Annotated in this window: 11 protein-coding genes; 2 read left to right on the top strand and 9 right to left on the bottom strand. The window is 62.0% G+C overall.

The genetic code is table 11. The features are described from left to right. Positions 1 to 4: 4 nt before the first annotated feature. From tsaE to M2360_RS23565, 8 genes are all read right to left on the bottom strand, one after another. Positions 5 to 1,519: a tRNA (adenosine(37)-N6)-threonylcarbamoyltransferase complex ATPase subunit type 1 TsaE gene (gene tsaE, locus M2360_RS23600; protein WP_280777841.1), complete on the bottom strand. Its 1,515-nt coding sequence runs from the start codon at positions 1,517 to 1,519 to the stop codon at positions 5 to 7. Next, a complete protein-coding gene (locus M2360_RS23595; protein WP_280777840.1) occupies positions 1,516 to 3,981 on the bottom strand; it encodes a PAS domain-containing sensor histidine kinase in 2,466 nt (821 codons plus the stop codon). Before M2360_RS23595 ends, tsaE begins: the two co-directional genes overlap by 4 nt. A gap of 388 nt (positions 3,982 to 4,369) precedes the next feature. After that, positions 4,370 to 5,770 carry an adenosylhomocysteinase gene (gene ahcY, locus M2360_RS23590; protein WP_280777839.1) on the bottom strand — a complete coding sequence of 467 codons (1,401 nt, stop codon included), beginning with the start codon at positions 5,768 to 5,770 and terminating at the stop codon, positions 4,370 to 4,372. 165 nt (positions 5,771 to 5,935) lie between these two features. Further along, positions 5,936 to 6,205 (bottom strand): HPr family phosphocarrier protein, encoded by a 270-nt coding sequence (locus tag M2360_RS23585; protein WP_280777838.1) that lies wholly within the window; start codon positions 6,203 to 6,205, stop codon positions 5,936 to 5,938. An 18-nt stretch (positions 6,206 to 6,223) separates the two neighbouring features. Continuing rightward, positions 6,224 to 6,625 (bottom strand): PTS sugar transporter subunit IIA, encoded by a 402-nt coding sequence (locus M2360_RS23580; protein WP_280777837.1) that lies wholly within the window; start codon positions 6,623 to 6,625, stop codon positions 6,224 to 6,226. Between the two features lie 116 nt (positions 6,626 to 6,741). Continuing rightward, positions 6,742 to 7,227 (bottom strand): HPr kinase/phosphorylase, encoded by a 486-nt coding sequence (locus tag M2360_RS23575; protein WP_280777836.1) that lies wholly within the window; start codon positions 7,225 to 7,227, stop codon positions 6,742 to 6,744. Continuing rightward, complete coding sequence (locus M2360_RS23570) at positions 7,224 to 9,014, bottom strand: sensor histidine kinase (protein ID WP_280777835.1); 1,791 nt, start codon at positions 9,012 to 9,014, stop codon at positions 7,224 to 7,226. Before M2360_RS23570 ends, M2360_RS23575 begins: the two co-directional genes overlap by 4 nt. A 66-nt stretch (positions 9,015 to 9,080) precedes the next feature. Then, the gene (locus M2360_RS23565; protein WP_280777834.1) at positions 9,081 to 9,815 is read right to left on the bottom strand and encodes a response regulator transcription factor; all 735 of its coding nucleotides are present in this window, start codon (positions 9,813 to 9,815) and stop codon (positions 9,081 to 9,083) included. Positions 9,816 to 10,118: 303 nt separating this feature from the next. On the opposite strand from M2360_RS23565, the gene M2360_RS23560 reads away from it, so the two are divergent. Further along, a complete protein-coding gene (locus M2360_RS23560) occupies positions 10,119 to 11,729 on the top strand; it encodes a phosphoenolpyruvate carboxykinase (RefSeq protein WP_280777833.1) in 1,611 nt (536 codons plus the stop codon). 103 nt (positions 11,730 to 11,832) lie between these two features. Further along, positions 11,833 to 12,267: an alternative ribosome rescue aminoacyl-tRNA hydrolase ArfB gene (arfB, locus tag M2360_RS23555; RefSeq protein ID WP_280777832.1), complete on the top strand. Its 435-nt coding sequence runs from the start codon at positions 11,833 to 11,835 to the stop codon at positions 12,265 to 12,267. Between the two features lie 6 nt (positions 12,268 to 12,273). Here the strand turns inward: arfB and M2360_RS23550 are convergent, their stop codons facing one another. Then, on the bottom strand, positions 12,274 to 12,447 hold the full coding sequence (locus M2360_RS23550) for a hypothetical protein (RefSeq protein WP_280777831.1): 174 nt from the start codon (positions 12,445 to 12,447) through the stop codon (positions 12,274 to 12,276). Between the last annotated feature and the right edge of the window lie 218 nt (positions 12,448 to 12,665).

The raw sequence follows: 12,665 nt of genomic DNA, 5'->3' as shown, positions 1-12,665 counted from the left end.
GATCTCAATCTTCGGGTGATTCGGCTGCGGGGATTCCAGCCTTCCTGATCCAGTCGCGCAAGGGGGCGCACACAGGATGTTCGAGCGCCATGCTCAAATGCCAGAGCGTGCGCGGCATATGCCGCATGTAATGAGCCATACCGTCGCGCTTGAGCAGCCGCACCCAGAGCCCGTTCAGCCGGCAGGCGCGCTGCGCCGACATGATGGCGAAGGCCTTGAGGAAACTGTCGCAGTCGAAATCGCCTTGAGCTGCGCGATCGTCCATATAGGTCTCGATCAGCTTTTCCATCAGCGGTCGTTTTACCGTCACCCGCGCGTCCTGGGACAGCGACACCACGTCATAGGCCGAAGGCCCGATGATGGCGTCCTGGAAGTCGATCACGCCGATGCGCTGGAAACCCTGGCGCTCCGGAAGCCACAGAAGATTGGGCGAATGGTAGTCGCGCAGCGCAAGCCGCTTTTCGACAGTGGCCAGTTCATCGATCAGATGATCCCAGATGGCGAGATAGTCAGCCTTCTCGGTCTCGTCGACTGCTGTGCCCCGCCGCCAGGGAATATGCCAGTCGATCAACACCTCGGCTTCGAATTTCAGTGTTTCACGTGAAAATTCAGGCAGCTGATGCCATTCGCCCGGCTGGATCTCCAGCCGTTCGGGCGTCGGATGCCGGTGGTAATCCGCCAGCAGCTTGACCGCCTCGACATAGCGCTCGGCGATCGGTCGGCCATTGTCGTCGAGCACGCCTTGCGAGCCGAGATCCTCGATCAGCAACAGACCGGCATCCATATCGGCGCCAAAGATCTCCGGCGCCGAGACGCCGAGCGAGCGCAGATAGCGCGCCACCGCCACGAAGGGCTTCACATCCTCGGCCAGATGCACGAGCTGCGAATAAGGCTTGCCGTCGCGGATCGGCGGACCGTTGGAGCGCCGGGGCGCGTCCATCAGCACCAGCGCTTCTCCTGCCGGCGTCGTCACCCGTTCATAGGCGCGGAAGGAGGAATCACCGGTCAAGAAGCGACGACGGGCCACTTCGCCGCGCTGGTCTTCGAGAAAATGCCGGATTGCCAGAACACGCTCGAGACGCGTGGCGAATCGTTCATTGGTCGTCTCGATCGTCAGCCGCCGCCCATCGCCCTCATGGATGATTGCAATGCGGATGGCGTTCTTCGGCAGGCGCGCGCCGGCGCGGTCAGGCCATTCGATCAGCGCCACGCCATCGCTCAGCGCTTCATCGAGGCCGAGTTCGTCCAGTTCGCTTTCGTCGCCGAGCCGGTAGAGATCGAAATGATGGATGGGAAACCTAAGCTCATAGCTCTGCACCAGCGTGAATGTCGGACTTGGCGCTTCCAGCTCATCGTCATCGGCGACGGCGCGAATCAGCGCACGGCTGAGCGCGCTCTTTCCCGCGCCCAGATCGCCTGATAGCGCCAGGCAATCGCCCGGCTTCACGGTCAGGGCAAGGTCTTCGCCAAGCCGCCGGGTGGCGGCCTCATCGGGCAGGAACAGGCTGATCAACGTCATAGAGCGACCTTGTCGAGCCGCGCCGCTGTCGCCCTGCCGGCCGGAATCCGGCAGGTGATGCGCGTTCCCGCACCCGGTGCGCTATCGACGCTGATACCGCCGTGATGCAGGCTGACGAAACTGTCGACAATGGCGAGGCCGAGGCCGGCGCCGGATTTGCGTCCGCCATGATTGGTGGATTCAAAGCGATTGAAAATCTTTTCCACGGCTTCCGCGCTCATGCCTGGACCGGGATCGCTAACGGTGAACAGGAAATCCTCGCCGTCGCGCCAGCATTTCAGCCCGATGGAGCTGCGTTCAGGGGCGAAATTGGCGGCGTTGGTCAAAAGCTTGATGAAGATCTGCTTGAGCCGCTGGTGATCGGCATGGACGACGCCGAGATCGTGATCGGCGGTGATCTTCAGCGTAACCTGGTTTTCCTGCAGTTTGTGCGCCACCTGCAGCGCCACCTCGTCGAGCAGATCGTTGATCGTCACCGGCTCGTAATGCAGCTCCATGATGCCGGCGTCGACGGTGGCGAGGTCGAGAATATCGTTGACCAGCGTCAGCAGCACCGAGGAGGAGTTGGAGATGTGGTCGAGATATTCGGCCTGGCGCGATGTCAGCGGGTCCATGCCCTGGGTGCGCAGCAGATCGGTGAAGCCGATGATATTGGTCAGCGGCGAGCGCAACTCGTAGGAGACATGCTGGACGAAGGCGTTCTTGATTTCGTCGGCCTTGTGCAGCGCCTCGTTCTTTTCCTTGAGCGCCCGTTCCGCCAGTTCGCTCGCCGTCACGTTCACGAATGTGAGCATGGTCTGGGCGTTGGGCAACGGAATGACCGCGTAATCGAGCACCAGACCAGTCTTCAATTCGAGCTTGCCGGATGCCTGCATGCGCTGGTCGTTGAAGCTGGTGATGATCCGGCTGAAATTCTTCCAGCCGTCGGTCTGGTCGTAGGACGGCAGACAGGCCTTTTCGATATCCTTGATATGCGTGCCCGGGACCGCCTCTTCGCCGGTAATGTTCCACAACGCCCGGAAAGCCGGGTTCGACAGCGTGATGCGTCCGTCTGGCGCAAACACCGCCACGCCTTCGGCCAGATGGTCGATGGTTTCGCCCTGGACTTTCAGCAGCGTGTTGTAACGGGTTTCGAGATCCACCTGTTCGGTGAGGTTCTCGAACACCCAGGTCGCGCCGCCCTGCGGCCGCGCCGTGGCGAAGACGCGCAGCGTCTGACCGTTCGGCATGTGCCAGAGATCGGTATGCGGATCGATGGCGCGGTAGACCGACAGGATCGTGTCCTTCCAGGCCTTCCAGTTCAACTGTTCCGGCAGCCGCCCGGCCGCCCGCAGCCGGTCCAGCAATTCGGCATGGTCAGGCGTCGATTCGAGGAAGGGAATGTCGAGATTCCACAGCTGGCGGAACGCCTGATTGTAATATTGCAGTTTTTGCCGCTCGTCGAAAATCGCCACTGGCGTCGCCAGCATGTCCAGCGTTTCGGCATGGCTCTTGATGGTGCGGCGCAGTTCGTCGCGCGCCGCTTCCGAGCGCGACACGTCAACAGCGATGCCGGCCGATCCCTCGCGGCTGGCCACATCCACCACGTCGTAGAATGTGCGGTTGCCATTGACGATGGTCGCCACTTTGTCCCGGAATGGATTGTCGGGGGTGGTCGTGGCCTTGATCTTTTCGCGCGTCAGCGTTTCCAGCAATTCGCGGCTTTCGCGCACGGCGATGTCGGGGGAGGGCGCGGCGACAGCTTCGCCATAGGCTTCGTTCACCCAGGTCAGGGCGCCGGTTTTGTCGCGCTGCCAGCTCGGCATGTCCACGGCGTCGAGCAGGGTCTGGAAAGAGCGGATCGAGCTTTGCAGCCTCTCGCGCTCGATCTGCAATTCGGCCAGTTCGGCGCGAAGATTGTTGAGCGCCAGGAAACGCACGAAGGCGCGGCCGCCGGACACCCGGCCCTGCGCTTCCAGCACCTCGTCGCGGGCGGTTTCGACCACGATGTCAAAGCTCGTCGCTTCGCCGCGCAGCGCTTCGACGGCGCGCTCCAGTTCGCCGGCCGAACGCGGCTTCAGCCAGCGGCCGAAGGCGAGGAAATCGCGATCGTCGCGCGGCGCGCCGGTTTCAATCGGCAATTCGCCGAGCACTTCCGCCTGGCCGGTCATGCCGTCCCAGATCACGATACGCCGGTTCTTGTCAGCGATCAGCGCCTCATAGCGCGAAATCTTGCCATGGGCGTCCGACAACGCGGATTTGATCTGGCGATTTTCATGTTCCACGGTGGCCCGGCGCCGGAGGAGCGCGAAAGCGCCGATCAGCAGCGCCGAAACCAGCCCGCCGACCGACGAAAGGGCCACGACATGACCGCTGGTCAAAGCATGGCCGGGGGCTTCCGCCGCCTGGGCGGCGGCCGGAAAAAGGCTTGTCGCCGAATAGAACAGGCTTTTGGTGCGCAGCCGTATGCGTTTCTTGCCCATGCCAGGATTGGTTCTGGCCCGCGGAGCGCGCTCGAATAGCCTGTCGTATTCCATCATGATCTAGACAAGTCCCCGTCACCTGTTCCGTCATTGTCATGGAGCTCGGCATTGAGCCCGATCCAAATGGATCGTGAAGTCCGCCGCGCATGCGCAAAGCGGATCGACCCCGGAGTCATTCGGGACCCATGATGGAAACCGCCCGCCGCAAAGCGCCGTTTCCGTCACGTTTCGGTTCGCCGCCGCTCGACCAGCCGTTCCGTGACATTCGAATCATGTTCAAAAACAATACAATCTTGCAGTTTCCTCGCAAATAGATTTGACCAAAAAAGAAGCCGCGCGGCTTTTTAACCGCGCGGCTTCAACATCTTGTGTGGTTAACGGCGTCTTATCAATAGCGGTAGTGTTCGGCCTTGAACGGACCGGTCTTTTCGACGCTGATATAGCCTGCCTGCTCGTCGGAAAGCTCCGTGAGCCTTACGCCGAGCTTGTCGAGGTGCAAACGGGCGACCTTCTCGTCCAGGTGTTTCGGCAACACATAGACCTGGTTTTCGTACTGGCCCTTGTTGTTGAACAGTTCGATCTGGCCGAGAACCTGGTTGGTGAACGAGGCGCTCATTACGAAGGAGGGATGGCCGGTGGCGTTGCCGAGATTGAGCAGGCGGCCTTCCGACAGCAGGATCATGCGGTTGCCCTTGGGGAACTCGACCATGTCGACCTGCGGCTTGATGTTGGTCCAGCGCAGGTTGCGCAGCGCAGCCACCTGAATTTCATTGTCGAAATGGCCGATATTGCCGACGATGGCCATGTCCTTCATTTCGCGCATATGCTCGATGCGGATGACGTCCTTGTTGCCGGTCGCGGTGATGAAGATGTCCGCCGAGGAGACGACGTCTTCGAGTTTCACGACTTCAAAGCCGTCCATCGCCGCCTGCAGTGCGCAGATCGGATCGATTTCTGTGACCTTGACGCGGGCGCCGGCGCCGGAGAGCGAGGCCGCAGAGCCCTTGCCGACATCGCCATAGCCGCAGACCACGGCCACTTTGCCGGCCATCATCACGTCGGTGCCGCGGCGAATGCCGTCGACCAGCGATTCCTTGCAGCCATATTTGTTGTCGAACTTCGACTTGGTGACGGAATCGTTCACATTGATCGCCGGGAAGGGCAGCAGGCCCTTTTCAGCCAACTGGTACAGGCGATGCACGCCGGTGGTGGTCTCTTCCGTCACGCCCTTGATGGCGTCGCGCTGCTTGGTGAACCAGCCCGGCGAGGCGGCCAGGCGCTTCTTGATCTGCGCGAACAGGATTTCTTCTTCCTCGGAGCCGGGCATGGACAGCACGTCCTCGCCGGCTTCGGCGCGGGCGCCGAGCAGGATATACATGGTGGCGTCGCCGCCGTCGTCCAGGATCATGTTGGACAGGCCGCCATCGGTCCACTGGAAGATCTGGTCGGTATAGGTCCAGTATTCCTCAAGCGTCTCGCCCTTGACGGCGAAGACCGGAATGCCGGCCGCTGCGATCGCGGCGGCGGCATGGTCCTGGGTCGAGAAAATGTTGCATGACGCCCAGCGGACATCGGCGCCGAGCGCCACCAGCGTTTCGATCAGCACGGCGGTCTGGATCGTCATATGCAGCGAGCCGCTGATGCGGGCGCCCTTCAGAGGCTTGCTCTCGCCATATTCGGCGCGGGCGGCCATCAGGCCGGGCATTTCGGTTTCGGCGATCGAGATTTCCTTGCGGCCGAAATCGGCGAGCCCGTAATCGGCGACCAGATAGTCTTGCTTGGCGGTCATTCTGTGCGTCTCCAGATGAATGAGGGACATGCCGCGCTCTGGCGGCCGGGTCGCGCGGCGCGCGCCCAGGATTGCATGGCGCGTGGTGTAGCACCCGCGGCCGCGCAAGGCAAGAATGACATAAACAAATCTTTATATGTTTATGAAGCGGTGGTTACCACTTCGTCACATCTCTTCGCCGAATTTGTCGGCGATCAGCGCTTCGATCGTGGCCAGCGCCTCATCCGCCTGCGCGCCGCTGGCCGCCACATGAATGGTGGAGCCAGGTCCGGCCGCCAGCATCATCAGGCCCATGATCGAGGTTCCGCCGACGGTCATGCCATCCTTGCTGACGCGGATCTCGGCGTCGAAACCTTCGACGGTCTGCACGAATTTGGCCGAGGCGCGCGCATGCAGGCCGCGTTTATTGATGATCAGGATTTCGCGTTCGAGCATTCTCCCCCCAGACCGCTCTTATTTACCGTTCAGCACGCGGCTGGCGACATAGATGTATTTTCGTCCGGCGTCGGATGCTTCCACCAGCGCCTTCTGCATGTTGTTTTCGGCGCGCACGCCGGCGAGCTTGATCAGCATCGGCAGGTTCATGCCGGCGATCACTTCGGTGTTGCCGCGCGCCATGGCCGAGATCGAGAGATTGGACGGCGTGCCGCCGAACATGTCGGTGAGGATGATGACGCCATGGCCGTCGTCATTGTCGGCGACGGCGTCCATGATGTCCTGCCGCCGCAGATCCATGTCGTCATCGGGGCCAATACAGATCGTTGCGAGGGCTTTTTGGGGGCCGACCACATGCTCCAGCGCTGAGCGGAATTCTTCCGCCAAGCGGCCATGCGTCACAAGCACCAGTCCGATCATACTCGGTACAGCTCCTAATCGTGGATCGTAGGGCGGTGCTGTTACCGAATAATCCCGCGCCCGTCCACCGTCAGCGCGCCATCATGGCAAGGAAAGCCGGAAGTTCAAGCCCCAAATTACGATTTGAGACAATCACACGCCGAAGCCCTGTCCCGAGCCGGGTCTGTTGTCTCGAACAGACGCATCAGCACTCCGAACGGATCGGCCAGTGTCCGATCGAGCGAAAACAGCGGCAGCGACGCCCCGCCCGAGCTTGTCCAGCGGCGGTTCTCCTCCGGAATCCGGTTTTCTGCGTTCACCGTCACCGGGTTGAGCGCGATGTCCATCACCGCCGCGTCGAGAGCGTCCATCCTCAGGACGCCCGCGCCCCGCGATTCGATCAGGCCGCGGATCACGCTCGGGCCACTTGCGATCAATCGTCCGTGAACCGCCTCGATGCGTGTCTGGTCGTCGCTGACCAGGCGCGCAAACCGGCCTCTGAGCAGGGCGCCGTCGATCAACCGAAGCGCCAGAGCGCTCTTGCCGGACCCTGAAGGGCCGATGATCAAAATGCCGGTCGACCCGACCACCAGCGATGTGGCGTGGACGAGTTCGCCGCTCATGATGGGCCTTTTTCCGGCAGTGTTAGGATGAAGCGCGCTCCGATCCTGTTACCGTCGCCGTCGAGAATATTCTCGGCCGTCAGCGAGCCGCCATGCGCCTCGGCGATCTGGCGGCTGATCGACAGGCCCAGGCCGGAATTCTGCCCGAAGGCTTCCGCGCCCGGACGATCGGTGTAGAAGCGTTCGAAGATGCGGTCGATATTCTCCGCCTCGATGCCGGGGCCGTTGTCCTCCACCAGAATCACGCATACGCCGCCGGCCTTGCGCATCTTGACGCCGATGCGGCCGCCTTTGTCGGGCACGAAGGAGCGGGCGTTCTCAATGAGATTGCTGATGATCTGGCCCAGCCGCAATTCATGGCCGGTAACGCTGAACTTGCCCTTGCCGGCGCTTTTGAGATCCACATCAAGCGCGATCTCCACCTGCTTGCCGCGGGCGCGCACCTGCCGGGACACATCCACCAGGCTTTCGAGCAGCTTGACGAGATCCACCGGCTTGGAATCGGCGCGGGCCAGTTCGGCGTCCAGCCGAGAAGCGTCGGAAATATCCGAGATCAGCCGGTCGAGGCGGCGGACATCATGCTGGATGACGTCCATCAGCCGCTTCTTGGAGTCGTCGCTCTTGGCGAGCGGCAGCGTCTCCACCGCGCTTCTGAGCGAGGTCAGCGGATTCTTGAGCTCATGGCTGACATCGGCGGCGAAGCTTTCGATCGCGGCGATGCGGTCATAGAGCGAATTGGTCATGTCGCGGATCGCCGCCGAGAGATTGCCGATCTCGTCCTGCCGGAAGGAGAAGTCCGGAATCTCCTCGCGCGATTTCACCCCGCGCCGGACACGGATCGCCGCCGCCGACAGCCGCCTGAGAGGATTGGCGATGGTGGAGGACAGAAGCAGCGACAGGATGACATTGACCATGGTCGCCACGCCGAACACCCGCATGATGGCGAGGCGCTCGCTATGGACGATCTGGTCGATATCTCCGGCCTGGGTGGAGAGAAGCAGCACGCCGACCACGGCGCGAAACCGCTGCACTGGCACCGCAACGGACACGATCAACTCGCCCTTTTCGGTCACCCGCACCACCGCGCCGCGCACGCCGGTCAGCGCGTTCTTGACTTCGGGATAGATCATGCCGTCGCCGCCGGGGCTCTCTTTATAGACAGGCAGGTTGGACGGCTGCAGCAGCCGGTTGATCCAGGAGGCGAAACGGTCTGAAAGCCCGGTCGATTCGCCTTCGACAGGGGCGAGGTCGAAGCGCAGCACCTGGCCGCGCGAATAGAGAAAGCGCGAATCGAGAATGAGATTGGCGTCGGGATCGAAAATGCGCGCCCGCGTATGGGTGGGCGAGATCAGCCGGCGCAACACCGGCGCGACGCGTTCGGGATCGATCGGAAATTCGAGATCTTCGTCGTTCGGCACCGGCGTGATCGATTGGCCGGCCTGCAGTTCGAGCAGTTTTTCCGGATCGATGGTGATCGAATTGGTGTCGACTTGGGCCGACGCCGAAATCGCCGCCGAGATGATTTCGCCCTGGGTCAACAGGCTCTCGACCTTGGCGTCGATCAGTCCTTCGCGGAACTGGTTGAGATAGAGGATGCCCCCTACCAGCACCACCAGCGCCACGAGATTGAAGAACAGGATCTGCCGGGTCAGCGAGGAGAAGACCGCATGCCCGAGCAGCTTGCGCAGATAGACAAATGGGCGGGACAGGCGCAGCCGCTTGCGCTGCCGAGGCTTCGCCGCCGCCTGCGTCCTTGTCTTGTCGCTGCCGATGTCCTCAGCGGTCATCGCCTGGTCTTCCCGCCGCTGTGCCGTTCGGCCGCGCTATGCCAGCATTCGGCCATGGCCGCAAGTTCACGCGCCCGCAGATTCGCGGAAGCGGTAGCCGACGCCATACAGCGTTTCGATCATGTCGAAATCGTCGTCGACCGCCTTGAACTTCTTGCGCAGCCGCTTGATGTGGCTGTCGATGGTGCGGTCGTCGACATAGACCTGCTCGTCATAGGCGGCGTCCATCAGCGCGTCGCGGCTTTTGACCACGCCGGGGCGCAGCGCCAGCGCATGCAGGATGAGGAACTCCGTCACCGTCAGCGTGACCGGCAGGCCTTTCCAGGTGCAGGTGTGGCGCTCCTGGTCCATCGACAGCAGGCCGCGTTCGAGCGATTTGGTCTGGACGGCGCCCGGTTTGGCCACGGCGACCGGGCCGGCGGCCGCTGCGGCTTCCCGGCTCGCCACGCGGCGCAGCACCGCCTTGACGCGCTCAACCAACAGCCGCTGCGAAAACGGTTTGGTGATGAAATCGTCAGCGCCCATCTTGAGCCCGAACAATTCGTCGATTTCGTCATCCTTGGAGGTGAGGAAGATCACCGGCAGGTCGGATTTCTGCCTCAGCCGGCGCAACAATTCCATGCCGTCCATGCGCGGCATCTTGATGTCGAAGATCGCCAGATGCGGCGGGCGCTGCAACAGCCCGTCCAGCGCAGACGCGCCGTCGGTATAGGTTTCCACCTTGTAGCCTTCGGCTTCGAGCGCGATGGACACCGAGGTCAGGATGTTGCGGTCGTCGTCGACCAGAGCGATTGTCGCCATGAATGTCTCCAGTTCCAGACGCCAATTGTGGCGGCCTCGCCTCTCATGAGTATAAAGGTGGAACAAATTGTGGCAAAGGCTTTTTCACATCCTGTTTTCTACGAGAAGGTGTGGAGTAGCCCGCGTTTCTGCGAACCGATTTAGGGCAAAAATTCAAACGATTTAAATCGTATGACAATTTTTTAAATCGATTAATGCATTGATCCTATTGGCTTAATTCGAACATTTCCACTTGTGGATTTAAAACATTTATGTCTATGTCCAGCTCATCTACGCTCTGTCTCACTGGGAAAGGACATCGTCATGCAAGAGCTCGGAACAACCAATCCGGACAATCGCCTCGCCGCCCTCGGTTTTGAAGGTCTCGTTTCCGTCCGGTATAACTATTCCGAGCCCGAACTGGTTGAGGACGCCCTGCGCAACGGCGAGGCTGTGCTCACCGCCCACGGCGCGCTCCGGGCGCTCACTGGCCAGCACACCGGCCGCTCCGCCAAGGACAAGTTCGTCGTTGACGACGCCTCCACCCATGACAAGATCTGGTGGGACAACAATAAGCCGCTGTCGCCAGAGCATTTCGCACTGTTGAAGGCCGACATGCTGGCTTTCGCCGCCGGCAAGTCGCTCTATGTCCAGGATCTGATCGGCGGCGCCGACAGCGCCAATGCGCTTCCGACCCGCGTTGTCACCCAGCTCGCCTGGCATTCGCTGTTCATCCGCAATCTCTTGATCCGTCCGGAGCGCGAGGCTTTGGAAAGCTTCGTCCCCAAACTCACGATCATCGATCTGCCGGATTTCAAGGCCGATCCGGACCGCCATGGCTGCCGCTCGGAAACGGTGATCGCCTGCGATCTGACCAACGGCCTCGTGCTGATCGCCGGCACCTCTTACGCTGGCGAGATGAAGAAGTCGGTGTTCACCGTGCTCAACTACCTGCTGCCGGAAAAGGGCGTCATGCCCATGCATTGCTCGGCCAATATGGGTCCGGAGGGCGACACCGCCGTGTTCTTCGGCCTGTCGGGCACCGGCAAGACCACGCTGTCGGCCGATCCCAATCGCACGCTGATCGGCGACGACGAGCATGGCTGGGGCGAAAACGGCGTCTTCAATTTCGAGGGCGGCTGCTACGCCAAGACCATCCGCCTGTCGCGCGAGGCTGAGCCTGAGATCTACGCCACGACCGAGCGTTTCGGCACTGTGCTCGAAAACGTGCCGCTTGATGAAAACCGCCTGCCGGATTTCAACGACGCCTCGCTCACCGAAAACACCCGTTGCGCCTATCCGCTGCATTTCATTCCGAATGCGTCGGACACCGGTCTCGGCAATCATCCGCGCACCATCATCATGCTCACCGCCGACGCCTTCGGCGTGATGCCGCCGATTGCGCGCCTGACGCCGGATCAGGCCATGTATCACTTTCTGTCTGGCTACACCGCCAAGGTCGCCGGCACCGAAAAGGGCGTCACCGAGCCGGAAGCCACCTTCTCGACCTGCTTCGGCGCGCCTTTCATGCCGCGTCATCCGGCGGAATACGGCAATCTGCTGAAGGAACTGATCGCGCGTCACGGCGTGACTTGCTGGCTGGTCAACACCGGCTGGACCGGCGGCGCCTATGGCCAGGGCTCGCGCATGCCGATCAAGGCGACGCGCGCGCTGCTGACGGCGGCGCTGTCGGGCAAGCTCAATGACGCGATCTTCCGTCGCGACGCCAATTTCGGCTTCGAAGTCCCGGTTGCGGTCGACGGCGTGCCGACCAAGATCCTCGATCCCCGCTCGACCTGGATCGATGGCGCGGCCTATGACGCCCAGGCGCAGAAGCTGGTCGACATGTTCGTCGCCAATTTCGCCAAGTTCGAGAGCCATGTCGACGGCGCCGTGCGCGACGCCGCACCCGGCATCCGTCTCGCCGCTGAATAGTCAACGGTTTGGATTCACGTGAAACCCGGCGGCGCCCCTCCGCCGGGTTTTGCTTGTCTGGGCCTGCCTCCCGTGGCAAAGCGAAGCCAGGAGATTGACAGCCATGGCCGCCGAACCGCTTTATATTGATGACCGGATTGTAATCGCCGGCTGGGAGCTGACGGAAAGTTTCGTCCTCGCCTCCGGTCCGGGTGGCCAGAATGTTAACAAGGTCGCCACCGCCGTCGAACTGCGCCTCAATCTGATGAGTTCGCCTTCGCTGCCGGATCGGGTCAAGGCCAATGCTCGCAGTGTTTTCGGCCGCAAGCTGACCAAGGATGGCGACGTCATCCTTTTCGTCGACGCCTATCGCTCGCAGGACCGCAATCGCGAGGAAGCCCGTGAACGTCTCAAGGCGCTGATCCTCGAGGCCAACCAGCCCCCGCCGCCGCCGCGCCGCAAGACCCGCCCCACCAAAGGCTCGATCGAACGCCGTCTCAAGGCCAAGGCCGGCCGTTCAGAGGTCAAGAAGGGCAGGGGCAAGATCGATTCGGATTGACGCCTGTCACGCCTGCGCGCTGCCCATGCGCTGCATCATCCAGGCCGTCGCATAGCCGATCGGCGCGCCGATGACTGCGCCATTGGCTTTTACCTTCGTGTCATTGATACACGCCTGCCGTCCCCGACAGACCCCAACTCGCAGTCCGTATCCTGCCTCCGTCACTCTCTCGTCCGTCATGCTCGGGCTTGTCCCGAGCATCTGCAACGCTCTGATTTTGCTCGATGGTTCCGATCCTCGGCACAGGGCCGAAGATAACGGCGGATGGCCGAGTCCTATTCGGTTGACGTCTTGCTCCGCCCCTCATCCCCCTGCCGGGACCTTCTCCCCGCGCCTGCGGGGAGAAGGAGGATGTGGCAATGCCGGCGCTCCATCGCCCTTCTCCCCGCAGCCGCGGG

The organism is Rhizobium sp. SG_E_25_P2 (assembly GCF_029892285.1).
GTDB lineage: Bacteria > Pseudomonadota > Alphaproteobacteria > Rhizobiales > Rhizobiaceae > Rhizobium_E.
The sequence above is the reverse complement of the archived record's forward strand: the minus strand, read 5'-3'. Positions and strand labels throughout refer to the sequence as shown.

Excerpts from the sequence above, each read along its gene's own strand:
- M2360_RS23570 (WP_280777835.1), bottom strand. The coding sequence starts at position 9,014 with ATGACCGCTGAGGACATCGGCAGCGACAAGACAAGGACGCAGGCGGCG.
- M2360_RS23595 (WP_280777840.1), bottom strand. The coding sequence starts at position 3,981 with ATGGGCAAGAAACGCATACGGCTGCGCACCAAAAGCCTGTTCTATTCG.
- M2360_RS23560 (WP_280777833.1), top strand. The coding sequence starts at position 10,119 with ATGCAAGAGCTCGGAACAACCAATCCGGACAATCGCCTCGCCGCCCTC.
- M2360_RS23575 (WP_280777836.1), bottom strand. The coding sequence starts at position 7,227 with ATGAGCGGCGAACTCGTCCACGCCACATCGCTGGTGGTCGGGTCGACC.
- M2360_RS23585 (WP_280777838.1), bottom strand. The coding sequence starts at position 6,205 with ATGCTCGAACGCGAAATCCTGATCATCAATAAACGCGGCCTGCATGCG.
- ahcY (WP_280777839.1), bottom strand. The coding sequence starts at position 5,770 with ATGACCGCCAAGCAAGACTATCTGGTCGCCGATTACGGGCTCGCCGAT.
- tsaE (WP_280777841.1), bottom strand. The coding sequence starts at position 1,519 with ATGACGTTGATCAGCCTGTTCCTGCCCGATGAGGCCGCCACCCGGCGG.
- M2360_RS23580 (WP_280777837.1), bottom strand. The coding sequence starts at position 6,625 with ATGATCGGACTGGTGCTTGTGACGCATGGCCGCTTGGCGGAAGAATTC.
- M2360_RS23550 (WP_280777831.1), bottom strand. The coding sequence starts at position 12,447 with ATGACGGACGAGAGAGTGACGGAGGCAGGATACGGACTGCGAGTTGGG.
- M2360_RS23565 (WP_280777834.1), bottom strand. The coding sequence starts at position 9,815 with ATGGCGACAATCGCTCTGGTCGACGACGACCGCAACATCCTGACCTCG.
- arfB (WP_280777832.1), top strand. The coding sequence starts at position 11,833 with ATGGCCGCCGAACCGCTTTATATTGATGACCGGATTGTAATCGCCGGC.